At 62.2% G+C, this 24,077-nt stretch carries 22 protein-coding genes and 4 pseudogenes; 13 read left to right on the forward strand and 13 right to left on the reverse strand.

What is annotated here, in order from left to right; all coding sequences use genetic code 11:
- Positions 1-132: 132 nt before the first annotated feature.
- Positions 133-381: a hypothetical protein gene (locus tag BDB13_RS28925; protein ID WP_094275485.1), complete on the reverse strand. Its 249-nt coding sequence runs from the start codon at positions 379-381 to the stop codon at positions 133-135.
- Positions 382-611: 230 nt separating this feature from the next.
- On the opposite strand from BDB13_RS28925, the pseudogene BDB13_RS28930 reads away from it, so the two are divergent.
- Positions 612-1,237, forward strand: a pseudogene (locus BDB13_RS28930) (hypothetical protein).
- A gap of 74 nt (positions 1,238-1,311) precedes the next feature.
- Here BDB13_RS28930 and BDB13_RS28935 read toward each other — a convergent pair.
- The 3 genes from BDB13_RS28935 to BDB13_RS28945 form a co-directional block, all read right to left on the reverse strand.
- On the reverse strand, positions 1,312-2,349 hold the full coding sequence (locus BDB13_RS28935) for a magnesium and cobalt transport protein CorA (RefSeq protein WP_094275486.1): 1,038 nt from the start codon (positions 2,347-2,349) through the stop codon (positions 1,312-1,314).
- 85 nt (positions 2,350-2,434) lie between these two features.
- Positions 2,435-2,725, reverse strand: coding sequence for a hypothetical protein (locus BDB13_RS28940; protein ID WP_094275487.1), 291 nt, complete (start codon positions 2,723-2,725; stop codon positions 2,435-2,437).
- 5 nt (positions 2,726-2,730) lie between these two features.
- A complete protein-coding gene (locus tag BDB13_RS28945) occupies positions 2,731-2,934 on the reverse strand; it encodes a three-helix bundle dimerization domain-containing protein (protein ID WP_094275488.1) in 204 nt (67 codons plus the stop codon).
- Positions 2,935-3,049: 115 nt separating this feature from the next.
- On the opposite strand from BDB13_RS28945, the pseudogene BDB13_RS28950 reads away from it, so the two are divergent.
- From BDB13_RS28950 to BDB13_RS28960, 3 genes and pseudogenes are all read left to right on the forward strand, one after another.
- Positions 3,050-3,568 (forward strand): annotated as a pseudogene (locus BDB13_RS28950) (M15 family metallopeptidase); the annotation flags it as partial.
- Positions 3,540-4,208: a hypothetical protein gene (locus BDB13_RS28955; protein WP_141210749.1), complete on the forward strand. Its 669-nt coding sequence runs from the start codon at positions 3,540-3,542 to the stop codon at positions 4,206-4,208. The pseudogene BDB13_RS28950 and the gene BDB13_RS28955, both read left to right, overlap by 29 nt.
- The gene (locus BDB13_RS28960) at positions 4,208-5,359 is read left to right on the forward strand and encodes a UDP-N-acetylglucosamine--N-acetylmuramyl-(pentapeptide) pyrophosphoryl-undecaprenol N-acetylglucosamine transferase (protein ID WP_094275491.1); all 1,152 of its coding nucleotides are present in this window, start codon (positions 4,208-4,210) and stop codon (positions 5,357-5,359) included. The genes BDB13_RS28955 and BDB13_RS28960 overlap by 1 nt, the downstream gene beginning before the upstream one ends.
- Here BDB13_RS28960 and BDB13_RS33505 read toward each other — a convergent pair.
- The 4 genes from BDB13_RS33505 to BDB13_RS28975 all read right to left on the reverse strand — a co-directional run bounded on the left by BDB13_RS33505 (position 5,292) and on the right by BDB13_RS28975 (position 8,199).
- Positions 5,292-5,630, reverse strand: coding sequence for a sensor histidine kinase (locus tag BDB13_RS33505; protein ID WP_303396291.1), 339 nt, complete (start codon positions 5,628-5,630; stop codon positions 5,292-5,294). The genes BDB13_RS28960 and BDB13_RS33505 overlap by 68 nt on opposite strands.
- A complete protein-coding gene (locus tag BDB13_RS33685; protein ID WP_369597479.1) occupies positions 5,618-5,995 on the reverse strand; it encodes a histidine kinase dimerization/phospho-acceptor domain-containing protein in 378 nt (125 codons plus the stop codon). Before BDB13_RS33685 ends, BDB13_RS33505 begins: the two co-directional genes overlap by 13 nt.
- Before the next feature lie 344 nt (positions 5,996-6,339).
- Positions 6,340-7,074 carry a response regulator transcription factor gene (locus tag BDB13_RS28970; protein ID WP_094275492.1) on the reverse strand — a complete coding sequence of 245 codons (735 nt, stop codon included), beginning with the start codon at positions 7,072-7,074 and terminating at the stop codon, positions 6,340-6,342.
- A gap of 423 nt (positions 7,075-7,497) precedes the next feature.
- Positions 7,498-8,199 (reverse strand): TetR/AcrR family transcriptional regulator, encoded by a 702-nt coding sequence (locus BDB13_RS28975; protein WP_217902139.1) that lies wholly within the window; start codon positions 8,197-8,199, stop codon positions 7,498-7,500.
- Positions 8,200-8,387: 188 nt separating this feature from the next.
- Between BDB13_RS28975 and BDB13_RS28980 the strand changes: the two genes are divergently transcribed.
- Positions 8,388-9,188, forward strand: coding sequence for an alpha/beta fold hydrolase (locus BDB13_RS28980; protein WP_254923168.1), 801 nt, complete (start codon positions 8,388-8,390; stop codon positions 9,186-9,188).
- Between the two features lie 1,113 nt (positions 9,189-10,301).
- On the opposite strand, the gene BDB13_RS28985 is transcribed toward BDB13_RS28980, so the two are convergent.
- Positions 10,302-11,900, reverse strand: a complete 1,599-nt coding sequence (locus BDB13_RS28985; protein WP_094275493.1) for a hypothetical protein — start codon at positions 11,898-11,900, stop codon at positions 10,302-10,304.
- Positions 11,901-12,683: 783 nt separating this feature from the next.
- On the opposite strand from BDB13_RS28985, the pseudogene BDB13_RS28990 reads away from it, so the two are divergent.
- The 4 genes and pseudogenes from BDB13_RS28990 to BDB13_RS29005 all read left to right on the forward strand — a co-directional run.
- Positions 12,684-14,015 (forward strand): annotated as a pseudogene (locus BDB13_RS28990) (transposase); the annotation flags it as partial.
- Between the two features lie 276 nt (positions 14,016-14,291).
- A complete protein-coding gene (locus BDB13_RS28995; protein ID WP_094275494.1) occupies positions 14,292-14,936 on the forward strand; it encodes a hypothetical protein in 645 nt (214 codons plus the stop codon).
- A 269-nt stretch (positions 14,937-15,205) separates the two neighbouring features.
- Entirely contained in the window at positions 15,206-16,012 is an 807-nt protein-coding gene (locus tag BDB13_RS29000; protein WP_094275495.1) for a DUF6924 domain-containing protein, read from the forward strand.
- A gap of 78 nt (positions 16,013-16,090) precedes the next feature.
- Positions 16,091-16,366 carry a hypothetical protein gene (locus tag BDB13_RS29005; protein WP_176459786.1) on the forward strand — a complete coding sequence of 92 codons (276 nt, stop codon included), beginning with the start codon at positions 16,091-16,093 and terminating at the stop codon, positions 16,364-16,366.
- On the opposite strand, the gene BDB13_RS29010 is transcribed toward BDB13_RS29005, so the two are convergent.
- The 4 genes from BDB13_RS29010 to BDB13_RS29025 all read right to left on the reverse strand — a co-directional run bounded on the left by BDB13_RS29010 (position 16,347) and on the right by BDB13_RS29025 (position 20,906).
- A complete protein-coding gene (locus tag BDB13_RS29010; protein WP_254923104.1) occupies positions 16,347-16,973 on the reverse strand; it encodes a hypothetical protein in 627 nt (208 codons plus the stop codon). The genes BDB13_RS29005 and BDB13_RS29010 overlap by 20 nt on opposite strands.
- Before the next feature lie 695 nt (positions 16,974-17,668).
- A complete protein-coding gene (locus tag BDB13_RS29015; RefSeq protein WP_094275497.1) occupies positions 17,669-18,136 on the reverse strand; it encodes a hypothetical protein in 468 nt (155 codons plus the stop codon).
- Between the two features lie 188 nt (positions 18,137-18,324).
- Positions 18,325-19,740 (reverse strand): D-serine/D-alanine/glycine transporter, encoded by a 1,416-nt coding sequence (cycA, locus tag BDB13_RS29020; protein ID WP_094275913.1) that lies wholly within the window; start codon positions 19,738-19,740, stop codon positions 18,325-18,327.
- A 611-nt stretch (positions 19,741-20,351) separates the two neighbouring features.
- Positions 20,352-20,906: an Lrp/AsnC family transcriptional regulator gene (locus tag BDB13_RS29025; protein ID WP_094275498.1), complete on the reverse strand. Its 555-nt coding sequence runs from the start codon at positions 20,904-20,906 to the stop codon at positions 20,352-20,354.
- A 140-nt stretch (positions 20,907-21,046) separates the two neighbouring features.
- Here BDB13_RS29025 and ald point away from each other — a divergent pair.
- The 4 genes and pseudogenes from ald (at position 21,047) to BDB13_RS29045 (ending at position 24,060) form a co-directional block, all read left to right on the forward strand.
- A pseudogene (ald, locus tag BDB13_RS29030) lies at positions 21,047-22,146 on the forward strand (alanine dehydrogenase).
- 281 nt (positions 22,147-22,427) lie between these two features.
- Positions 22,428-22,664 carry a DUF3263 domain-containing protein gene (locus BDB13_RS29035; protein ID WP_141210751.1) on the forward strand — a complete coding sequence of 79 codons (237 nt, stop codon included), beginning with the start codon at positions 22,428-22,430 and terminating at the stop codon, positions 22,662-22,664.
- Positions 22,665-22,724: 60 nt separating this feature from the next.
- A complete protein-coding gene (locus BDB13_RS29040) occupies positions 22,725-23,015 on the forward strand; it encodes a WhiB family transcriptional regulator (protein WP_094275500.1) in 291 nt (96 codons plus the stop codon).
- 637 nt (positions 23,016-23,652) lie between these two features.
- On the forward strand, positions 23,653-24,060 hold the full coding sequence (locus BDB13_RS29045; RefSeq protein WP_141210752.1) for a hypothetical protein: 408 nt from the start codon (positions 23,653-23,655) through the stop codon (positions 24,058-24,060).
- Positions 24,061-24,077 lie beyond the last annotated feature (17 nt).

The following is a 24,077-nucleotide window of genomic DNA, read 5'->3' on the forward strand; positions in this document are numbered from 1 at the left end:
CCCACGGCCGAATAACTAAATCAAATTCAGGCATTCGGCGTTGCGCCAGGTCTCCGGCGACACTGAATGCGTTTGTGGGGACGCTGCTACCCGCCTCGGTAGCCGAACGGGTTTCTCGAAAGGCAGTCGCCCCTAGTTTGCGACTGTCAGGTCTTCGTCGTTGGCGAAGATCAGCCTTCCATCGTCGAGCGCGATCGCCCATCGATGTACCGGAGCCCAGTCCCGTCCCACCGAACCGCGGTCGATGACCATGTCCGCGTAGTCCTCGATCACCACGCCCGTGCATGTCACGCTGATACCGGTATCGGAGTCGGGCATCGTGATTCTCACTCGGAGCCCCACAGTGATCACGTCTTGGCTGTCGCCGTCTTTGTCGGTCATTCGCCTGATTCTGTCAGAGCAACTTTATGGCAATCGCACCCAGGTCTCGGCTATCCACGCTGGATGCGGATGAGGTTTGTGCGGGTTGCTGATGAGCGTAAGGGGTGCCGTTACCTTGCTGGGACTGTTACCGGCACCCACCCGAATACCAATCGGACATATTTCTGTCGGTGCACGCTCCTACAGTCAGTCTGGGTAACAGCCCGAATCGAGGTTTCAGGAGGCGAGTGATGTCGTTCGTCAGCGATGCTCCGCTGCCGCTTCCCGGGATGCCCGACAGCATCCCCGCAACGCCTGCGTTCCAGATGACGCTGATCGGTCAGGCGCAACCGGTCCGGATCCCCGAACGCCTGTGGCGGTCCTGGCTCGACGATCCTGCTGTCGTCGCCCGGTTCGAATCCAAACGCTATCGACGACAACATCATCAGTGTTGGCCCTGGATTGCCGGTGTGTCCTCGACCGGTCACGGTTCCTTCCGCGCGGCGAGCCTGCCCGGCCCGTCCCGCCGCGGTACCGTGCCGGCGCATTTGTTCGCCTACCAGCTCGAATACAGGGTCATTCCGCGGTTGGGGTGGTCCAACACCGATGATGCGGTGCTGCGTCATCAGTGCGATTTCGCTGGCTGCGTCAACCCTGCCTACATGCTGCTGGGGACCAATCGCACCAACAGCAGCGAATACGATCTCCGCGTCGCAATATTTCCAGTCCACTGGCCGATGTCCGCGGACCGGCCGGCCGCACACGGGCCATCGCCGACGCCATCCGCAGCGGTCTCGACCGCAACGAGAATCTCGACATGATCGAGCGGAAAATCCGTGAGGCCGAGCATGCCGGGTTGCCGTTCACGCTGTGGTGATGTCGGGAATTCAGGTTCGGGTAGCCGAGGCCAGATCGCCACTTCGAAGATCGCCACCACATGGGTACTCGGATCTACAGCCACCGCTTGCGCCGAAACAGGGTGAATAGCGATGCTGCGCCGGTCACCGCGATGATCCACCACAACAGATACCCGTACCGCCATCGCAGTTCAGGCATGAACTGAAAGTTCATGCCGTAGATCCCGGCGAACGCGGTCACGAATGCCGCCAGAGAGGCCCAGGCGGTGATCTTGCGCAGGTCGGTGTTCTGCTGGAGATTCACCCGGGCAAGAGTCGCGGCGACGAGAGAGCTAATGACCTCGTCGAATTCGACGATACGTTCGGCTACGGCGGCGTGATGTTCAGCGACATCACGCAGATGTCTGCGGACTTCCTTCGGGATCGGATTCGAAAGGACGGCGGTGGTCGCGGCAAGGGTGGACAGCGCCACCGCGAGGGGGTTCACCGAGCGCCGCAATTCGAGCACTTCACGCTTGACGAGATAGATCTGCTCGATCGGGGTGTAGCGATCGGGGCTGAGCAATTCCACTTCCAGAGTGTCGATATCGCCCTCGACCGAATCGATGACCGCCAGGTATCCGTCGACGATCCGGTCGATCACTGCATGCAGGACAACCCACGGCCCCAACCGCATCCGCTCGGGCGCCCCTTCGAGTTCGTCGCGCACACCGGTAAGTGCGGTGTGACCGCCGTGCCTTACGGTGACGATGAAATCCGATCCGATCGCTGCCAGGATCTCACCGGTGTCGACGATGTCGTCAGCGGTGTGAATGGAGGTGGGCGAGAGATAGTGCGCGGTGCGCATGACCAGCACGATCACGTCGTCGTACTGTTCGATTTTCGGGCGTTGATGCGCGTGTACCGAGTCCTCGGCGACGAGTTCGTGCAGGCCGTATGTCTCGGCGACAGCAGTCATCTGGACATATGTGGGTTCGAACAACCCGAGCCACACGAAACCCGATCCGCGTCGCCGAACCTCACGCAGTGCACTCTCCGGTGTGTAAGTGCCGGGGACGCGCACGCCGTCGACGTAGGCCGCGCAGTCGACGACAGCGCTCGCGGCGTCGATCGATGCTGGTTGTCGATCCATACTCGCAGCCCTCCGACCCTGTGCGTGCCTCTCCGCCGAGAAGGAGGCGACTCAGGATAGCCGCTAGGCCGCGGACCGAGTCCGATCAACGCTGCAACGGAAGTCCGTCGGCTACAGCCCAATGATCGGCTGGAAATTTGGCGGTAGGAAAGCGGCGGATGAGTTGTTCGACCAGACGATGGACCCGGTGAAGGTCTTTGCGCAGAGCCGCCGCATCGGTGCGCGCCGCCGACGCGGCCGCTGGAGCGACCGGACGCGCACCCCGCACGAGTCGCAGCGCTGATTCGATGCGCTCGGATAGCTCGTCGATCTCCGAATTGAGCAGGGGCAGAAACGCTCTCGCCTGCGCGATATCGGACTCGTCTACCGCTGACACGTGGGCTACGACGGGACTAGCGAGGAAAGTTTCTCCCCCGCCATGCGCTCGACGAGCAGAGGAACGAAGTCACGGACCCGATGCCCGTCGAAATGAGCGTGAGCAGACGCCACAGTGTCGGCCACGACGTCTGCCGAGATCGAGGGATACTTCGCGGACAACCGCCTCACTGCATGAGCGATCAGACGATACTCCTCTTCGTTCTTCATCTGTAAATACTGCGCCCCACCTGCCGAGATTTCAACAGAAGAAGAGTCGATCGGCCGCGGCCCGCGCCTGCCGAATGTGCTGATCAGTCCACACTCCGCGTACTACACAGACCGCGCCCTCGACGGCTACCTCACGAATCGCATCGTCGGCACCCGGGCTTTGTGCGCTGCCCTCGAGCAAGCACGAGAGAAGGCAGCCTCCCTCGGCTTCGGACTCCTTCTCTGGGACGGCTACCGTCCTCGGCGCGCCGTCGACGCCTTCCTACGCTGGTCAGAAGAGCCGGAGGACGGCCAGACGAAGCAGCGGCACTATCCCAATATCGATAGACACGAGATGGTCGAAAAGGGTTATGTGGCAACTCAGTCGGGCCACAGTAGGGGCGGCGCTGTTGACCTGACGCTCTATCACCTTGCGACCAGTGAACTTTTTCCTATGGGTGGCGACCATGACCTCAGGGACCCGATCTCAGGTCATCGAGCGCGAGGAATCACGCCGATCGAGTCCCAGAATCGTGAGCTTCTTCGTTCCATCATGGAGGACTGCGGATTTGATCGGTACGACTGCGAGTGGTGGCACTACACGCTGAAACGCGAACCATATCCGGATGTCTACTTCGACTTTCCGATCACGTGATGGGTCTCCATTGCGTCTCGCAGTGGGGCGTTTGGAAAACAACGACGAGGTCGTGATTCGGCGCACCGGCCTATCGGGGCTGGAGGTCTCCTTGCGGCACTCCGATCCATCGCAACTGCACGACTGGGCCTCCGATGGATACCGCTCGAGCGAGGAGTACCTGTTCTGGTCCCGCAAGGTCTGCGGCTTGGCGTGTCTGCAGTCGCTGCTCCACGGCTGGACTGACGTCCGACTGTCGATAGGCGAACTTCTTGGGCTAGCCGTCGAGTGGGGTTGCTATGTGGTGGAGCCTTCGGGCAAGGTCCACGGCCTGCTCTACCGGCCGTTCATGGCATGGGTCAGCTCACAATTCGGATTCAACTGCCAACTGGTCGAGCAAACCCCGATTCAGGTTTCGACCCGAGAGTTGCGGCCCGGGAAAGTCATGATCGCTTCGGTATCGCCTGAGATTCGCGATCCCAACACCTACGAGCCGCGACGGGGAGGCCATCTTGTGCTGATCTATGCAGTCGATGATGGACTGGTGCGGTTTCATAATCCGTCGGGTTACTCCCACAATTCGGACTCTGCATCGGTGCCCATGTATGTGTTCGAGCGTTTTCATGCCAGCCGAGGAATCTTGATCAGAGGGGCATCGTGATGAAGCCTGGCGAACCGGCACCGCGCGTCGTTGTCGCGGGCGGCCATTCGGCCGGGCACATCGAGCCCACGATGAACTTCGCCGACGCGCTGCGCTTACTGGAGCCCACGGCTGAGATCACCGCCCTCGGCGCTATCCGTGGCCTGGACACCACGCTCATCCCTGCCCGCGGCTACTCACTCGAACTTATCCCGCCCGTGCCACTGCCGCGCAAGCTGAGCCGCGACCTACTGCACACGCCGGGCAAACTACGCGACGCCGTCAGCGCGACCGGAGCGGTGCTCGACCGCGTGAGGGCCGAGGTCGTGGTGGGCATTGGGGGCTACGTGGCCGTGCCCGCCTATCTTGCCGCACGCCAGCGGGGCATTCCGATCGTCGTCCATGAGGCGAATGCCCGGCCCGGAGTGGCGAACCGACTGGCAGCCAGGATGACGACCCACGTGTTTACCGCCGCGCCCCGTGTCCACCTGGCTCACGCCAGCGCGATCGGCATCCCGCTGCGGCCGGCGATCACCAGGCTCGACCGGGCCTCGCTGCGCGACTCGGCTCGGCAACGGTTCGGCCTGCGCCTGGACGAGCCGGTACTGATGGTCACTGGCGGTTCGCAGGGAGCCCAAGTGATCAACGCCGCAGTGGCCGGCGCTGCAACAACGTTGAGGGCGGCCGGCGTGCAGGTGGTGCACATCACCGGGCCACAGCACATAGTCGAGCCCCCGGACGGCGACCCTGGCGACCCGCCCTACGTCGTCGTCCCGTACATCGATGAGATGCAGTACGCCTACGCCGCGGCCGACTTCGCTATCTGCCGCTCAGGGGCGATGACGTGCGCCGAGCTCGCCGCTGTCGGCTTGCCCGCCGCCTACGTGCCGCTGCCGCTGCGTGGCGGCGAGCAGCGCTTGAACGCCGAGGCGGTCGTTGCTGCCGGCGGGGCAGTGATCGTCGACGAGGCCGATCTCAACGCAGGCTGGATCGAAACCACTCTGATCCCACTGCTCACTGATACCGAGCGGAGAGCGGTGATGTCGGCTCAGGCGTTGGCGGCCGGCGCACCCGACGTGGGTGCGCTGCTGGCCCGGCACGTGCTTACGGTCGTCGCTGGGCGGCGGGCAGTTGCACTGCGACGCAGAGCCCGCCAGCAGCCCGGGGGCTGAGCGTGAGAGTTCCGTCATGTGCCTGAGTGATGCTCTTGACGATCGCCAAGCCAAGGCCCACACCCGCATCGTCCTTGCGGATGCGAGCAGTGCCGCGCTGAAACGGCTCGGTGAGTGCCGAGACCAACTCTGGACTGAGCTTGTCGCCGGTGTTCTCGACCGTGAGCATGACGGACTCGGGGTCGATGGCGGTGCTGATCTGCACGCTGCCGTCCTCGGGGAGGTTGTGGACGATCGCATTGTGCAGGAGGTTCGTAGTCAGCTGCAGCAAGTGCGCGTGTGAGCCGATGACCGGCGCGATGTCCCCGTAGGTCTCGATGGTGACGCCCTGCTTCTCCGCGAACGGGAGGAGCGTCTCGGCGGCTTCTTCCGCGATGAGCGACAGATCAACGTCTTCTCTGCTGAAGGAACGCTGGTCGGTACGGGCTGAGTAGGAGCAGTGCCTCGGTGAGTTCGATCGCTCGTGTGTTGACAGCGCGAAGGGCGTTCATCGAGCTCGCCGCCGTCGCGGTTCGGATCGTTACGAGCGACATCGAGAAGAGTCTGTGTGATCGCCAGCGGGGTGCGCAGCTCGTGGGAGGCGTTGGCGGCGAACCGCTGCTGCTCGGCATCTCGTGCTTCGAGCTGTACGAGCATGGCGTCGAAGGCATCAAGTTCACGGAACTCGTCGTTGCGTCCCTCCAGTTCAATCCGGTACGACAGCCCCCCGCCCCCGCCTCCCGCGCGGCGCGAGTAATCCGCTCCAAAGGGGCAAGCATTCGGCCCGCGAGGATCCAACCACCCACAAGGCCGAACACCAGCAAGAACCCGAGCGCCAAGATCGCTGCTGGGACAAACACCACGGGACCGAAGCTGCGCGGGTCGAATACCCGGGCAAAGTCAGCCAGATCAGGGAATCGGAAGTTCGTGGCTCCCCCTCTCAGCAGGAAGACCCAAACCGCCGCAAGGAGCAAGACACCAGCGAGCATGAGGAACCCGGCCTAGCTGAGAGTGAGTTTGAGGCGAACGCCCAACCCTGGCGCTCTATCCACCGCCACCCCGCCTCTGGCGCCCGGTTTGGTTCCGATGCGGTACCCGACGCCCGGCACGGTGGCGATCAGCCACGGTTCGCCGAGCCGCTTGCGCAACGTAGAGACCGTGATGCGCACGGCATTCGTGAACGGATCGGCGTTCTCGTCCCACGCCCGCTCCAGCAGTTCCTCGGCACTGATCACCCCGCCCTCGGCAGCGACGAGAACTTCGAGCACCGCGAACTGCTTCCGGGTCAGCGCGACGTACCGGCCGTCCCGGTAGACCTCGCGGCGGAACGGGTCCAGCTGCAAGCCAGCGATCTCCCGGACGGGTGGCCTGCTGTGCGCGCGCCTGCGATCGAGCGCCCGGAGACGGAGCACGAGCTCTTGCAGCTTGAACGGCTTGGTGAGGTAATCGTCGGCACCGAGCTCGAACCCGGACGCTTTGTCGTCCATCCGGTCTGCGGCAGTGAGCATCAGGATTGGCATGCCGCTACCGGAAGTGACGATGTGCTGGGCGATCTCGTCACCGGAGGGTCCGGGAATGTCGCGGTCGAGGACGGCGATGCCGTAGGCGTTGACGCCCAACAGATCCAGGGCAGTGTCCCCGTCACCGGCGATGTCGGCAGCGATCGCTTCCAGGCGCAGCCCATCGCGGATGGCTTCCGCCATGAAGAGCTCGTCCTCTACGACCAACACACGCATGCTCGCCAGCTAGTAGGCGGCGTATATCGCCGGCGTATCAAAAATCGCCTCCGGACTGGCAACAGCGCATTGCCGTTTCCTTTTCTGAGCTCGAGGTTGAGGAAGATGCCTTCCGCTGTGATGCGTTTTTGGTAGTACGCAGAAAGTCGATCGCATAACGTGCGGTTCGCGTTGCCTGGTCGCGCACGGACTCCGCGTTCTCGACCCAGAGGATTTCCCGACGATTTCCAGAGCATTACTCCCGTTTGTCCCGCCAACGAAGACACGCACATGTCATCGATCACGACGGACAGTCGCGTCCCGCCATCAGGCTCCGACGCGGCCCACCTGGATCAGAGGCCACACCGGCCGCTCAATCCTCAACGAGGACGGTCCGCTCGGACTTCGACCGTGGCATGGATGCCACACAGCAAGGGTTGCGGTTCAGTCCGACGTCAATACACCCTTGAGGACTCGGCGTACTACGGGCTCGAACATGTCGCCCGGCTGGTCGGCGCCTGGATCCGAAATATGGAGCGCCGCCGCAAGATACGGATGATCGCCGACCGCGGCCGTCTTGTGCAAGTACATCACCTGAGAGATTCGACGCTCCCGACTTGCCGTTCCGCCACCGACCTCGGCGCGGGCGAACTGCTGGACAAGCGTGTTCAGAACGGCGATCGCCTGCAGCTTCACCGGCCCCGGCACTTCGACCACCGCCATAGCGCGCAGCGCATACTCGAGAAAGTCGATTCCGCGAGGGCCGACGCGCATCGCCTCGACCGGAATATCAAGCAGCCACGGGTATCTCACGTGGACGCTTCTCGCGCGAGCCGCGAGGGCGGTGAGGTCGTCGATCGCCTCGCCGCGCAGCGCCACATCGAGGTCGATCTCGCCGGCAGCGGCATCCACCATGAGGTCGAACACTTCGTCGTGCCCCGCCACGTAGCGGTACAGAGCCGACTGACTCACCCCGAGTTTCTGCGCGATCCGGCGGGTGGAGACTGCGGACAATCCCCCCTCGTTTGCAAGTTCGATCGCCGCGTCGGCGACATCGTTGCGACTATGGGCCGGCGCCGGACCGCGTTTGCCGTACGAGCGGTCCCACACTGTCGTGTGCGGTTGCTCCATTCCGGACTGTGTCACTCGACGCCACTCTCCATTCGTTGCTGTCTGTCGTGACCTATACTAAAACTGCGTTCAGTGAACACAGTAAAGGGAGGTTCAAAATGGCACTCGACAACGCATGGGGACCGCGGCGATGGGCACAGAACGAATCGGTACGTCTCGCGTTCGATTAATTCCGGCCGGAACTCAGCGGAGAACCGCTACTGATCGCCACCGGACTGGGCGTCAATCGCCACGCAGTTCCCGACGGGTTCTGTGAGCAACTGGCCGAACACGGTTTCGCTGTCGTGCGGTACGACCAGCGTGACGGCGGAGAGTCGACTCACCTGCCGCCGACGGCCGTACGAAACCCGATCGCCGCGCTGCTGGCCAAACGCGGTGAGGCATACACCGCCGAAGACATGGCGGACGATGCAATTGCGGTGATCGACGAACTCGGCTGGAGCTCGGCGCACGTGCTCGGAGTCTCGCTCGGTGGCGCACTCGCGCAACGCGTCGCCCTTCGGCATCCCGACCGAGTGCGTTCTCTCACGTCGGTCGCGGCCGTCCCGGGCGACGTCACCGGGTTGCGCACATTCCGCTACATCCGTTTGCGTACTCTCTCGAAGTTTGCGCGCCTCAAGTTTCCTGATACCAGAGAGGGCGCGATCGAGGCCGGCCTCGCGGTCGCACGGCTGCTGGCGTCTCCGCGCCGCGAGTTCGACGAGGCCGCAATGCGAGCACGATTGGAAAGCAGTCCCGACCCTGGGGTTCACGACCAGGAGGCACAGAGCCGACAGATCGGCGCTCAGTGGAGCGGACCACCGATCACCGCGATCACGCAGCCCACCCTGGTGGTGCACGGCGAGGACGATCCTCTGATCAAATCCAAAGCCGCGCATGCCATTACGGCCAGGATTCCCAGCTCACGCATGCTCATCCTCCCCGAAGTCGGGCACGACCTGCCTACGCACGCATGGAAACCACTCGCTGCTGCAATCCGCGAACTTGTAGACGCGAATACCTGAGTATGCTGCCACGACAAAAGGTCACGAACTCTGTTGAGTTCGTGACCTCGTCTGCGCAGTTCGTGAAAAGCCGCGCCCCGCCATCCGCACCCCGCCACCGACAACGGGATGTGGCATCTTCCCTGGTCAGAGTGCCACAAGGCGCTAAGCCATCCGACGCGAACAAATGCGTGACATGAACACCCGGCGCCCGGCTCGGTTGCCGCCGCCACACCCCTCAGCAACGTGTGTCTGTGGCCGATGGGAACGATGTCAGTGCATCAGTGTGGTACCGGCGCAACACCGGCGCGGCCGGCGGTATCGCGCTCTCGATCCATCGCGTCGGGCGCTGCGACAGATCAACAACTGTTTCGGGCCTGGGAGCGATCGGCCACGGCGGCAGTGCAGGGTCAGTAATGAGGAGGCAGCTCGGCACGGATAGTGGGTCTCCGAGTTGTGTGCTCAACGCGGATGGCGTTGGAGAAACCCCGGCTCTTCAATGGTCCGAGTCGGGGGTTTTCCACTCTCACACAGGCGGCTATCTCCCCGACGCGGCGGGTGGTCCTTGTTGCAGATGACCCGCCTACCGGGCGCCATCCCGCCGGGTGGCCGCGCGAACTGCGCACCGAAGTCCACCGGCCACGGCTCACCGACAGAGTGCGCTCGCAACCATCTCGTCGGTGAGCCCCGCACACGACGAAAGCCCCATCCGATGCCGTCCTGTGCTGCGTTTTGCGGAAACCGGCGCCGCAACGCGGCCAGCCTCGAGATCCTCAGTCTTACCGACTCCTCTCCGATCCGGTGGACCCGTCGCGGCGGGTTCGGCAACCGAAAATTCAGCCGCAAGAACGCAATCGGAGAGCCCAGCTCTGACGGAGCCGATCCTTTCCATGACCACGATGGCGGCTTGTTGCCCTGCTCGGTGTGTAATCCACGCGCGAGCCCGGCGGGACTCGATCGCCCGCCGCGGATGCCTCGCCTATGAATTGTCCGGCTGCAGTGGGCGGCCGGCACCGATCCGGCCCACCTCAGCGGCTTGATCAAAAGCGTGCCCGACCTTGCTGAATCGTCGATGTGAGGCTGACCAGTTCGAGCCGGGGCGACGCAAACCGTCTCAGATCGTCTGGTGTGAATTCACCGCACTACCAGGTCGTGGTCCGTAGCGCTGAGGGTGATCGGCACGATCCGTTTACCCCGCGTCCAGTCGCGGATGAACGTGTCGAGGGCCGGATCGGTGCTGCGCGAATCGAAGGCCGCACGGGGGATCTCGATGGCGCCCACCAGCTGCCGCGGCTGATTGTCCAGGCCAGCACCGCGTGGAGCGGTCCGAAGCCCGTCCGCGGTGTGTATCAGCACCGGCAGAGTTTTCCCGTCCGGCGTCGTCACTGTCCCAGGACGGGTGGTGGCCACGGGATCGAAGTGTTCCACCGAGAGTCGGTACCCGGAGGGCCCCGCCTTCAGTCCGGCCTCGTCCAGCAGGCGTGGATCGAGAATCGAATACGGAACCTGCCAGTCGACGAGCAACTGCCCGTCGACGAGGGTGTCGCGGGCAGGCAGGGTTGCAGACAGGTTCCACGGCACTGCGGGCGCGAGTGTGTCCGAGGATCGGTCGGCCGGTGAGTTCGCCAGCTCGGTGCCGGGCAGCGGAGCGTCGGTGGGCGTGAACTCCCACATCGGGGCGGTCAGATCCTTGTGCCAGAACCCGGTGCGTCCGTCCTGCTTCCCGGCCACGCGCAGCTCCCGACGATTCGGGCCGACCCCGGTGGAGTGCACGCTGATCGCCGAGGTGATCTCGCCCGGGATCTTGGGCTGGTGGACCCAGTCCTGCGCCGGCAATTGGATTGCGGCGTAGTTCTTGAACCACGCTTCGAAGGCGGAGTTGGGAGCGGTGGGCTTGCCCGTCTGGTCGTCCCAGCTGTAGCGGAAGAATACCGAGTCGCCTCCGGAGGAGTCGATGTCGAAGTTGCGGGTGTACATGTCGCCGTATTTATTCGTGACGAAGGTTGTCGAGGCCGATGAGGAAAGCGCCATCGACTGGAACCGGCCCCCTACGGGCCCGCCGATTTCATAGCTGGAGTCGTCGGGCAGCCACGGGTCCGCGTAGGTGATGCGGCTGCCGTCGCCGGTGAGCGCGGGAATCATCGTCATCTTCGCCAGCCCGAAGTAGTGGAGTCGACCCGCGACGTCGGCGTAGGTCTGGTTGTCCCACGGGGAGCCGACGCTCAGCGCCCATGTGCCTGGATCGCCGCCGGGTAGCTGCTTGCCTTTACCGGTCCACATGGGGGCGCCGAACGCCGACGTCCAGTTCCACACAGTTGGTTGCTGTGACGCATTGTCCATGGTGTAGATCCAGCCGGACTCGTCGACGGCGATCAGCTCGTCATCGTCCACCGAGATCCCAACGAGGCGATCCCGCATGCATTCCGGCAGCGGCGCGTAACGCCACGGCTCGGGGTTGGGTCCGTTCCACACCCGGGGTCGCGTCAGCAACGCGTGGTCGACGAGTGCGTAGTCCCAGAAGCTGTTGAATTGTGTTGTCTGCGTTCGCAGTTCGATGCTGGTCGGGGCGGTTTGATCGTTGAACACCGGGAGGTTGGTAAGTCCATCACGACTGCCGAAGGACGGAAGCCCAGGCGGTAACTGCGCGGTGCCGAATGGCACGCAGGCCGCGGGAGCGTCGGCTGCGGGAGCGGCGATTGCGGCAGGGGCGGATGCCAGCAGGGCGGCCGCCATTACCGCGCAGAGGGCCGATGAACGAATGGGGATCTCGCAGAGGCGGTTGCGATGGGGAAGGCTAGTCACAGGAAAAGAGATCGAGTCTCAGTGACGAATTGTTACATTCCAGCTAATCCTTCCGCTGGGCTCGTCCGAAACCAGTTGCGATATCCACACCGGCGCCTCGGATGAAGCGGGCAACGGTGTCACTGCGGAGGTCGAGCGAACATCCTTGCCTGAGAGTGGTTTTCAGGAGATGGTGTAATAGCGATTTTCCGGAGATGCTGGCACGTTCTACGCATGGATCTTCCGCTGAGTGGCCTCGCCAACGACGACGCCCGATCGTGCGGCTGAGGTTGTCGCACTGTGGCACCACTGGTGACGATGACCGGCTTGGGCTGCTCTTCGAACAGCTGAAGGCATTCCGACTTCGGACTTACACGATCACGTAAGCGAAATCACCCCGATCGGCCGAATGCTTCAGCGGCACAACACCAACTACAAACTCAGCGCCGAAGAACAGCAGCCGTGGGCGGCGCACACGAACCGCCATTCTCCCTCACGACCGGCGACCTAAATGCGTGAAAGACATGCCAATAGGTCCGATAGACGCAACTCCGGATCACCTACCGGCCAGCATCGGACAGTGTCATCATTCTTCGTCGACACGATCACTCATACCGGCAGTAGCCGCGACCTCGTGCCGTCAGCGGCCGGAGCGTGCGGTGTGGCGGGCCCCAATTTCCCTGTTGGTGCCTGCCACACCACTCCCCGCTACTATCGGGAACGCTGAACGTGTGAGTGTGCCGGCGCCGCACCTTCACCACCGCGGACAAGATCGCGCACCTCACGGCGTACGAACACGCCTGCGAACACGGCGGCGGCGCGTACCTGCGACGGGAGGGGCTGTACTCGTCGCTGATCAGCGAATGGCGCAAGCAACGCGATGCCGGAGTATTCCAAGGTAAGAAACCTGGCGAGAAGGTCGGCAAACTGACCTCCGAACAAGCCGAGATCGCGAGACTGACCCGCGAACTTGCCCGGGCGAACAAGCGACTGACCACCACCGAAGCCGCTCTGGACATCATAGGAAAGCACACGCTCTCTTGGAAAGTCTCTCCGAGGGAGCGGATTCGGGCGAGACGAACAACAAACGATGACCGCTGCCTGGTCCGAACTCACCGCTGCCGGTATCGGTACCCGGGCTGCGAGCACGCTGACCGGTCTCGTCCGCTCGACAGCAACCAGACGCCGCACCGCAGCACGATTGCCCACACCACCAGCGGCCCACTGCGCACCGGCGAACAAACTCAGCGACCTCGAACGCCGCCGCGTCCTCGACGTCCTCAACTGCGAGAGGTTCGTCGACCAGGCGCCGCTGGAGATATTCGCTCAACTCCTCGACGAGGGTACGTACCTGTGTTCGGTGTCCACGATGTACCAAGTCCTGCGCGAGAATGCGCAGGTCGTCGAGCGTAGACGGCTCGCGCGGCACCCGGCGAAGGCATGTCCGGAACTGGTCGCGATTGCGGCCAGGCAGGTCTATTCGTGGGACATCACCAAGCTCGCCGGCCCGGTGAAAGGCCAGTACTTCGATGCGTATTTCGATGATCGACATTCCCCAAGGACTTCGTCAAGGGAGGGACCCCCAATTCCCGCTACATCGTCGGCGTCCATGTTCACACGCACGAATCCGGTGTGCTGGCAAGAGAATTGATGGAACACATCTTCGCGGTGCATGGTATTCCGAACGTGGTCCACGCCGACCGCGGAACATCGATGACCAGCAAGACCGTCGCGACGCTTCTGGCGGATCTCGAGGTGACGCGCTCGCACTCGCGTCCGCGAGTATCGAACGATAACCCATTTTCGGAGTCGTTGTTCAAGACGTTGAAGTACGGGCCGGAGTTTCCTGAGCGGTTCGGATCACTATTTGCAGCAAGGGAATTCATGGACAGCTTCACCAACTGGTACAACTACGAGCATCGGCACACCGGGATCGGCCTGCATACTCCCGCCGATGTTCACTTCGGACTCGCGGCCGGCAAGGCCGCTGACCGAAGAAGTGTCCTCACTGCGGCCCGCGAGCAACATCCACACCGTTTCGGCACCAAGGTTGCGCCGAGGATCCTCGATCGATCTACCCGACAGCGTCCGGATCAATCGACCAGCCGACGTATCCGAGGTCGCAGAGGGCTCCGAAACCGCAGCGGCTTAACACCTACTGGACTCAGACGCCTTGACAAGTTTCGCATCGGCGGGTTTGTGGCAGCGTGTCACGGAACCTACGAGGACGAGGCCCCGGCAGGTTCGACGTCGTAGATGATCCTGCCCACTGAGGAGCTCAATGCATCGCTTCGACAGCGTCTGCCTTACAGCAGCTACCTGGGAAGTGGGTAGCATCGTGAGGTGAGTTATGACTTCTGGCTTTTGCCCGCCGAGCACTGCCATGACGCCGCAGCGGCCCGCGCCTTCGCACTGACCCAGGACGAGGCCGACGAACCGGCGACATCGATTGCCTGCAGCCTTGCCGCGGACATCAGCGCAGTCAACGCAGATCTGACGGAGGAGCAGGGTTTCTTGTCGGTCACTCCATTGAGTGGAACCGGCGCCGCGGTGTTTGTTCCTTCGCCGTGGCGACACATACAGGATGCTCGCGATGTGGTGGTGCCACGAGCCTTCGCCGCAGACTATGGCATGTACGACCCTCAGCTCGACATAGTGCTGAGTCCGCGCGGGTCGGTCGCCGGAAGGGTCTCAACCTCTCGCGAAGGAACCTTCCCCACGATCACTCCAGATTTGATCGACCATTTCGTTGGGGCAATGAAAGTGGACGATTTCGTCATCGTCGAAACCCGTGGAGAAGTCTATATACAAACGACGCGAATTAATATCGAGGCCTTCACCGTTGAGCACCGCGCAGGATCTGCAGACCAGCATTTCGGTACCGAAGTGGTTGCGGCGCCAGAGGTCGTCGGCATGATGAAAGCGTGGCTGGCAAGTGACGGTGACGCGATCACCGATCAATACTCGTGGACCAAGATTGATCTGTGACAAGAAGCCCCGAGAATTGGGTAGGCCTGCTTGCGGGCCACCAATTGTAGGGGAGGAGTTCGAATCATACCCAGACTGCCCAAACCTGAATTCGTGGTACCCGCGAGGCTCGAAATTGACCATCTCAGCGGACTGGGTACCGCTCAATTAGTCAGTCCGCTGATCTGTGAGCCCACCGATACTCGCTGAGGTTGTGCCCAAGACAGAATCGGCGGCATCAACAACGGTGGTACAGCCGATTTCAGAATGGGTCGTCGTAGTGTGCAGTGATGGACCGACAACTACCCGAAGGCTTGTCCTTGCTTGTCCGTACCGACTTCTCCGATGACACCGTATGGGAGGGAGTCCTGCGTTCGACCGGCAACGAGGACGAAGAGGAGCCCTTCTATCCGCAGTTCACCATCGTCGACGACCCACAGTTCGAGAACCTCACGATCGGCGAGCTACTCGACATCGTGGGACCGGATAGAAGCTACATTTTCTTGGCCGACCGGCAGACCATAACCGATCCGGAACATCCGCTTCTCGTCGTCGACACCGGCAGCGCGGAATACGAACTACACACACCCGGCCAGAGCGTGCGGGTGACACAACCGGGAATCGAGTCGATCGAGTCCAACCTGTCGCTCGCGAACATGGACTTCATCGATTTCGTCAATACGGCAGGTTCCGACGGTGTGTTTCGAGGTTTCGAACAGCCAGCGAATCCGCCCCAGCACCAAGAGCTTCCGATCGGCACTTTCCGGGATTCAGTGGGCCGCCACCTGGATCGGCCTCTCTTCCCTGAACTCCTGCACGACCTCAACACCGACAACCACGGACACACCATCCTGGTCACCCTGCACATCGACATGGCGCACTACCGGGCGGAAACCCGCAAACCGAACACGCTCAAGAAATGGAGAGACGAGAGAAAGGACGAGTTCATCCGAACGATCGACGAATACCCGGAATCAGAGGCTGCGGCTGTTCATCTCACGGTAGCTGGCCGCTACATATGGTCAATCGTGCTGGACCCGCAGACACTCGAACCGATCGCAGCATTCCGGCGAGTCAGTACTGTTCTTTTGCCGTGACAGCCGGTAGTTGAGATCGAGACTCGAACCCAACCACCGACATTCCTGCATCAGGAGATGGCGAATTCTCCTATGACAGTGAGCGTCCTGATCGTAGGGCGGGACAGTCCGCGCACCAGGGCCACTGGCCAACGCCTGCTCAGGTGTGGCGGCAGGTCCGCCGAACGCATCCTTCTGGATGTATCCGATGTCACCGTTCGTACCGATCGCGGCAATCAGATCGGGAAGATCCGCACCGGACTCGACACCTTCACCCGTGCCGAAGGACTGCCCACGATCATTGGCACCGGCTTCGATGTCGATCGGTGCGGGCGGGGAGCAGTACCGCGTGGTGTCACTGGGCGAGTGCGTTGAAGACTTCTGCCCAGTTTCCCCCAGCAGCATTCATCACATTCTGAGTCTCACGGAGAACGTCCCGAGCGATCTGCTCAAGCGTGGCCCCTTCGGCAGCGCTCTCAGTTCCCTTGATGGACCTAATACCCTCTGCTGTTGCGGTGAATCGCTCTTTCCATTGCCCGGCCGATGACAATAGGAATCTGAGGTGATAGGGGTAGTTGAAGTCGGGCACCGGTACCCCGGTTTCTGCAATGTTCTTCAGCGAGGTGATGATCAACCGCAGTTGTTCGGACTCGAAGGAGCAAGATTCCGGCTCCGCCAGAGCTGAAGATTCGAGTGATTCATCAACGAGATCCCGCCAGTACTCGCGATCATGACTGCCGTCCCGCTGCTCCATATGTGTCTCCGCGAAGACCGACATGAGTTCGATGTCGTTGATGAGTGGGGAAAGGACCACATCTTCGCTGAAGTCATACCCGAAAAAGTGCCGAGTGCCGTCAATCTCGATTGATTCGATGCCTCCGATGTGGCGGTAGTCCCGAAGCAGCGGTGCGGGAATACTCGTCGCCGCTGCTTCTTCACCATTGGGGGTTCCGCTCTCGCTGGATCCCAGGATTCCCATCATCGCTCCATTCATCCGCGAGTCCGACCTTGTTGATAGCAGTCGGTAGGAGAGTAGCGGTTCGTGGTGACAAAGTGGTTGGCGGTACCGCAGAGGAGCGCCAGGTGATTTCGGCAGGCTTCGACGCGGCCGCCGGCTCCCTGATGAAGTACACACGCGCGGTACAGCCATCCATCGCCGGAATACGCTCGACGTGATTCGGCGTCAAACTCACCCCGCTACGTCCGCATCAAGCGTTCCGGGGAATGCATGGCCGGATAGTGAGATCCTCCTTGGTCTCGCCGTGACCCGACCAGCGCCGCGCGCAACGTGCCAAGCCAACGCAACGTGCCAAAAATTCTGTGAAAGACATGCCAGATAGGTCCGAGAGTCACACTGCCGGATCACCTATCGGCCGGCATTGGACAGTGTCATCATTCTTCGTCGACACGATCACTCATACGGGGCGGTATGCAGCCCCGACCGCGTGCCGTCAGCGGCCGGAGCGTGCAGCGTGGCAGGCCCCAAAATTCCCCTTCGGTGCCCGCCACACCGCTCCCCGCTACTGAGCGAGAGCGCTGAACGTGTGAGTGTGCCGATGACCATACCGGCGTCACACACTCAGCGGGCCGATGCAGAGCACCGGACGACGTCAAGCATATCCGCAGCCGCCGCAGCCGCCGACCAGACGGCGTTCACCCGAAAACCGATGCCACCCTTCACGGCTCGGTCGGTTCGGCGGCAAGCACCTGCGCGCGGACGATGCGGGAGCGGCTCAGCAGATCGGTCATCGCCTCATCGGGGTGCGCCAGCTCCGGCAGGTCACAGCCTTCCCGCAGTAGCTCGTCGGTGAACCCGATCTGTTGGCGGCATTGACGCAATGCGGTTGCGGTCACAGGCTTTTCGTCGAGCCTGCGGGTGAGGTAGTCGATGTTTTCGCCGAGACTGTGTCCGGGATTTTGGATTCCGCTGCCGCTGCGGCGTGTCGAGATCATGTCGATCCAGTCGGCGAGTTCGCCTCGCGCTGCCTCGTTCTCCACTGCCGTCTGTAGGGACGCATCGACAGCGGCCGGGGAGGTGATGTCGGCGCACGGGTGGCCGTGGCGGGCGAAGATGTCGACGAGCTGGCGGTTGGCGAGTTCGTCGCGGCGACTCCACCACCAGGATGCGCGGAGGAACACGTCCACAGACCTGCTGCCTGTGTCTCAACCGTGTCACAGAACGTCTGATCCGGACACACGCGGAATGCACCGAGGCGTAGGCGCAACGCAACCTGCACCCGACAGGGCCGCGGCCATGCAGGGACCCAGGGAAACCTTGAACACGTTCACGATCAACAGTTTTCAGCGTTTCATACGAGTGCCAGACCCGACGATCACCCCTCGTTCCGTTCGCCCCGGAAGGCCGCCGCGCGAGCCATCTGCACCGGCCGACAGCGAAGAATCGCCCACGCAACACCCAGAATTGCGAACCACACTGGGGTGATCAGCAGTGCATGGAGCGTGTCCTCCTTCTGGGTGAACGCCCAGATCAGGAATCCGAAGAAGGCCAACACGACGTAGCACATCGGGATCCCGCCTGGCATCTTGAATGTCGATGCCTCGTGCAGGTGCGGGCGGCGCTTGCGGTACACGATGTAGCTGATCAGGATGATCGTCCAGACGAAAATGAAGCAGAGCGAGGAGATGGTCGTCACGATGGTGAACGCCTCGATGATCGAGCTTCCGACCGCGACCATCACGACACCGGCCAGCAGGAACACACCCGAGAGATACAGCGCGTTCGCCGGGACCCTGCGGGAGGTCAGCTTGCCGAACGAGGCCGGCGCATCGCCCTGTTGGGCGAGGCCGTAGACCATCCGCGAGGTCGAGTAGATACCCGAATTCGCCGACGACGTCGCCGATGTCAGCACCACGAAGTTGATCACCGAGGCGGCGATCCCGAGGCCGGCGAGAGCGAACATGGCCACGAACGGGCTACGGTCCGCGACGATCTCCCGCCACGGGGTGACCGAAATGATCACGGTCAGCGCGACAATGTAGAAGAGCATCACACGAACCGGAATCGAGTTGATCGCCTTGGGCAGATTCTTCTCCGGGTTCTTGGCCTCGGCCGCAGTGGTACCGACGAGCTCGATGCCGACAAACGCGAAGGTCGCAATCTGGAACCCGGCAACGAAGCCCATGATCCCGGTCGGGAACATACCGCCGTCGTTCCACAAGTTGGCGAACGAGGCCTCGGCACCACCGGGCGCGATGAAGTGCGTGAAGATCATCACGAGCCCGACCACGATCAAGCCGACGATCGCGACGATCTTGATCATCGCGAACCAGAACTCGGTCTCGCCGAACGCCTTAACCGTGGGCAGGTTCATCCCGATCAGAACGACCACCGCCGCGAGCGCCGGGATCCACATCGGCAGCGAGCCCCACCAGTAGGCCACGTAGCCCGCGATCGCGATCACGTCGGCGATGCCGGTGACGATCCAACAGAACCAGTACGTCCATCCGGTGAAGAAGCCCGCCCACGGCCCCAGCAGATCCGAGGCGAAATCCGCGAACGACTTGTAGGCGGAGTTCGACAGCAGCAGCTCGCCCATCGCCCGCATGACGAAGAACAGCATCGCGCCGATGATCATGTACACGAAGATCACCGACGGCCCCGCCAGCGAGACCGTCTTACCGGACCCCATGAACAGGCCGGTGCCGATCGCACCACCGATCGCGATCAGTTGAATGTGTCGATTGGACAGCTGCCGGGACAGTCCCGGCTCGTGCGACTCCGGCTTCACAGGGCCGCGAGCGGCGGTGGGCGACGCCGAAGGTACGGCGGGCTCAGTCTGATCGGACACAGGTGCTCCTAAGAAATGGACGCCGACAAAGACGGCGAAGTGAGGTGGGTAGACGAGGTCGGTTTCGTACGTCCCGAGCGAGGAGGATCGCACGGCGACTCCGGGGTAGATCGGTTCGATCTGCGGATCACCGGCCCTGCACTGCGACACGATGCTGGTCGGCGGCATGCGCGGTCCGGGCAATTTACCCGTCCACATTCAGGTAGGCACGGCGCACCGGTACCAGGTATCTGAGGGATTCCCGGGAGAATGTGCTCACCCCGGCGCCCACCGCGACCGAACTGCGTTCCTTTGTGAATGCAGCACCTCGGCCAGTCGATGTGCTGCGCGTCACACTGTATGGGTGCGCACCGACAGATGCAACCGGACACCGCTTCTGGAGACATCACAGAAACGACCAAAGGCTCAGAATCTACTGCTACACAGTGCATTTCATGACATAAATGGGCGGGCCCAGCCAGGCGACATGCCAGGCTCGATCGGTGAAGTCATCGCTGCGCGATCACCCAAGCAACGGTGATTACGAGGGCACTGGGTGTAAACCTCTCGTGTCAGCCTCGCCTAGGGGCCGTGTCCAGTCCAGGCTCCACGGGGCGACGACGAGGAAGCAGGTGTTCGAAGATGAGGATGGTTTCGGTCGAAGCGAACGCCGGATGGGCGCTGAGGTGATCCAGGACGAACCGCCTCAACTCATCACTGTTTGCGGTGGCGACATGGACGAAGAAGTCGTTGGCGCCGGAGATGAAGTACACGTTGAGCACTTCCTCGATGCCAGCTAGCTGTTCGGCGAGCTGCCCCAGATGATGTCGCGCATTGGCCCGCACGCGAACTGCAACCATTGCCTGCAGATCCCTGCCGAACGCAGCCGGGTCGATGTCTGCATGGAAGCCACGGATTACCCCCCGGTCGACCAGTGAACGTACGCGCCCCAGGCAGGTCGAGGGAGCAATGCCTGCCAAGGCAGCGAGGGCACTGTTAGTAGTTCGCGCGTCGTAGGAGAGCTGATCGAGAAGGATTCTGTCGATGTCATCGAGGGGAATTGCACGCCGAACATCATTCGATCTGACGGCTGCAGATTGCGTGCTGGCCGAATATTCGTTACTCATGTCGATATTTTACAGAATTTTGTTCCAGACTATTGGCACTTGCTCAATCTTTCTTCACTATTGCTTTCGCCAGTCGAACTCACGACATCAACCCAGCGCCCATTTCGGCGCTGCGGCCCCTTCGATCACCGGAGTAGGACATGCGAGTCGGGATCCCCCGCGAAATCAAAACCACGAGTACCGAGTTGCCATCACCCCCGCAGGTGTGCACGAACTGGTCGGTCGCGGCCACGAAGTGGCCATCGAAACCGGAGCCGGCCTCGGATCATCCTTCTCCGACGATGACTTCAAAGCCTCAGGCGCCCAGGTCTTTTCCACTGCCGACCAGGTGTGGGAGACAAGCGACCTGCTGCTGAAGGTGAAAGAACCCATCGTCGTCGAATACTCTCGACTGCGTCGAGGCCAGGTGCTGTTCACCTATCTGCACCTGGCCGCGTCGAGGGACTGCACCGACGCCTTGTTGGCCTCCGAGACCACCTCCATCGCCTACGAAACGGTTGTCGGCGCAGACGGCTCACTCCCCCTGCTGGCCCCGATGAGCGAGGTCGCCGGCAGGCTCGCCCCGCAGGCCGGCGCCTATCACCTGATGCGGCACGGCGGCGGCCGCGGAGTGCTCATGGGCGGTGTCCCCGGGGTGCGACCGGCGAAAGTGGTCGTCATCGGCGCCGGAGTGTCCGGCAGGAACGCGATCGCCGTCGCGTACGGAATGCATTCCGACGTAACGGTTCTCGACCTCTCCACTGCCCGCCTCCGCGAGATCGACGCTCTTTACCACGGGCAGGTGAAGACGATCACCTCCAACAGTCTCGAGCTCGAACAGGCCGTCCTTGATGCGGATCTCGTTATCGGCGCGGTCCTGATCCCGGGCGCCAAGGCCCCCAAACTGATCGCCAATGACCTGGTCGCACGAATGAAGCCAGGTTCAGTGCTCGTCGACATCGCCATCGACCAGGGCGGCTGCTTCGAGGACTCGCGTCCGACCACACATGCCGAGCCCACGTACCAGGTACACGGCTCTGTCTTCTACTGCGTGGCCAATATGCCCGGTGCCGTACCGCGCACCTCTACCTACGCACTGACCAACGCCACACTCCCGTATGTCGTCGCGCTTGCCGACAAAGGATGGGAAGTAGCGACGAACACCGTTTCAGGTCTCCGCCAGGGCCTGAGCACCCACAACGGTGCACTTCTGTCCGACGAAGTCGCCGAGGCTCACGGATACAGTGCCGCCACACTCTGACCTCTGTCGGCCGCACCGAACTGAGAACGTCCCGCACTCGACCGCCACCGACCATCGGACTGCCGGAGGCGAGCAGTCGGGCGCCCGGTTTCACGTAGCCGACAACGTCGTCCGATCAATCTGTGATCGAACGGCCGTATGGCACTCCTCCCAGATGCTTGTGCGACCACCCGGCACACGTTAGTTCGTCGTCGTCAGCCCTATCGATCGTCGACAAGGAACTTCGAAACAAGAAATTCCTCAGCAGCACAGACACATTGGTGGAACAATCCCAAGGAGTCATGATGACCAATGACGACCACCTCCTTGCCTTTGCCCTGAAGTGGATGCATTGGGGAGGAGGTTCGGCCGGCGACATCCTGGTGGAGTTCGGTCTCACCCCGACCACGTACTTCCAGCGACTGCACGACTACCTGCGCAGCGGCGCAGCCCTAACCCTGCCGGAGCACGTTGCGCATCAACTCGACACCCTCTGCATCAACCGAAAGGCTCAGTCCGGTCCTCGTCGCGACCACTGACGCACCGCAGGCGTACGACCTACGGAGAACGACCGCTACATCGACGAGGAGGACATCACGATGCCCAAATCCACCTCGCAATTCCCCGGCCCTGTCAGCGAGGCATGGGATTGGCAACTTCGTGTGCGGTGCCGACAGCTCGATACCAATCTGTTCTTCCCGCGAGAAGGCGAAGGACGCATCGCGCGAGCCCGCCGCAAACGCGTCGCGAAAACCGTCTGCGCTCCGTGTCCAGTCCTGCGGACGTGCCGGCTTCATGCGCTCCAAACCCGAGAACCCTTCGGAGTCTGGGGTGGCACCACCGAAGGTGACCGGAATCGGATCTCGATCGACGAACCAGGACCGTTCTGAGAGTACCGAAACGCCAAGCGCTGCAAGATCAACACAATGCATCGCCAGGTCAACCGCGATCAGCCGGACACATTGAGAAGAGGTAGTCACGATCCGTGAGAACAAGCTCCCGGTGATACCGGTTCCGCCGCCGGCCTGCGCCGGCGTCGGCGTCGACCTCGATGCCATCCGCGACAACGCCGCGGCTCTGCAGTTGCGAGCCCGCACGTGCGAAGTGATGGGCGCTGGTAAAGGCCAACGTCTATTACCACGGACCGGTACCGGCGGTGCGCGATGCGGGTATCACCGCGCCGGTTCGTGCCTGGCTGACTGTTTCCTGGCGCACAGCACAGACAAGCAATCAACGAAAAAATTGACCTGACAGTGCACAGCATCGACCAACCACACGAGATTGCCCATGCGGCAGCCAATTCCGGACGTACCGCACACGTTCACTCAAGGTGGATCCCGGCATGGGCCGCAACCAACCGAGCCCGCCGCGAGAACGCGAGACGTACCCCGAAAATTGGAGTTGACCGTCAATCCCGAAGACCCCGGACAGCAGGCCCATTCGGGACCAAGCGCGCAACCGTCACCTCTTCCTGACAGCGGAGACGACCTCTACCGATTCCCGACGATTCTTCACCGACCTGGAGACATGAGGATGCTCTACCGATCAACAATAGAAATCCCTACTCACCCAGCACCATTCACGACCACAGCACTACGGGAGCTCATCGCGAAGCTCACCCGCGACTGCGGCGTCGATGCCGACACCACGGCGGACCTCATGCTGGCAATCAACGAAGCCGCGATCTTCTTGCTCAGCCACGCTGCACGGGACAATGTACTCACGTGCCAGTGCGCGCTGCAGACCGGCGTGCTGCGCGTGATGCTTGCAACGAGAATGGGGTCGCAGATCCCCCCGGATCCGTATTCCTTCGAGTTGTATATAGTTCGCCAACTCGTCGATCGAATGGACCTGGACCTGCACTCGGAATCGAGCGCCTCATCACCAACTGCAATACTCGTTCTCGAAAAAGAGATCTCTCGGAATGCGTTGTGAGAGAGATAGTTCAACAG

Origin of the sequence: Rhodococcus sp. OK302, from assembly GCF_002245895.1 — a bacterium.
Taxonomy (GTDB): Bacteria; Actinomycetota; Actinomycetes; order Mycobacteriales; family Mycobacteriaceae; genus Rhodococcus_F.

What these genes read in the sequence shown, in the direction of transcription:
- BDB13_RS28935 (WP_094275486.1), bottom strand. Translation starts at nt 2,349, where the DNA reads ATGGATCGACAACCAGCATCGATCGACGCCGCGAGCGCTGTCGTCGAC.
- BDB13_RS28960 (WP_094275491.1), top strand. Translation starts at nt 4,208, where the DNA reads ATGAAGCCTGGCGAACCGGCACCGCGCGTCGTTGTCGCGGGCGGCCAT.
- BDB13_RS29045 (WP_141210752.1), top strand. Translation starts at nt 23,653, where the DNA reads ATGAGGATGCTCTACCGATCAACAATAGAAATCCCTACTCACCCAGCA.
- BDB13_RS28955 (WP_141210749.1), top strand. Translation starts at nt 3,540, where the DNA reads ATGTCTACTTCGACTTTCCGATCACGTGATGGGTCTCCATTGCGTCTC.
- BDB13_RS29010 (WP_254923104.1), bottom strand. Translation starts at nt 16,973, where the DNA reads ATGATGGGAATCCTGGGATCCAGCGAGAGCGGAACCCCCAATGGTGAA.
- BDB13_RS28985 (WP_094275493.1), bottom strand. Translation starts at nt 11,900, where the DNA reads ATGGCGGCCGCCCTGCTGGCATCCGCCCCTGCCGCAATCGCCGCTCCC.
- BDB13_RS29000 (WP_094275495.1), top strand. Translation starts at nt 15,206, where the DNA reads ATGGACCGACAACTACCCGAAGGCTTGTCCTTGCTTGTCCGTACCGAC.
- BDB13_RS33685 (WP_369597479.1), bottom strand. Translation starts at nt 5,995, where the DNA reads ATGCTCGTACAGCTCGAAGCACGAGATGCCGAGCAGCAGCGGTTCGCC.
- BDB13_RS29025 (WP_094275498.1), bottom strand. Translation starts at nt 20,906, where the DNA reads ATGAGTAACGAATATTCGGCCAGCACGCAATCTGCAGCCGTCAGATCG.
- BDB13_RS28925 (WP_094275485.1), bottom strand. Translation starts at nt 381, where the DNA reads ATGACCGACAAAGACGGCGACAGCCAAGACGTGATCACTGTGGGGCTC.
- BDB13_RS28970 (WP_094275492.1), bottom strand. Translation starts at nt 7,074, where the DNA reads ATGCGTGTGTTGGTCGTAGAGGACGAGCTCTTCATGGCGGAAGCCATC.
- BDB13_RS29040 (WP_094275500.1), top strand. Translation starts at nt 22,725, where the DNA reads ATGCCCAAATCCACCTCGCAATTCCCCGGCCCTGTCAGCGAGGCATGG.
- BDB13_RS28945 (WP_094275488.1), bottom strand. Translation starts at nt 2,934, where the DNA reads ATGAAGAACGAAGAGGAGTATCGTCTGATCGCTCATGCAGTGAGGCGG.
- BDB13_RS29035 (WP_141210751.1), top strand. Translation starts at nt 22,428, where the DNA reads ATGATGACCAATGACGACCACCTCCTTGCCTTTGCCCTGAAGTGGATG.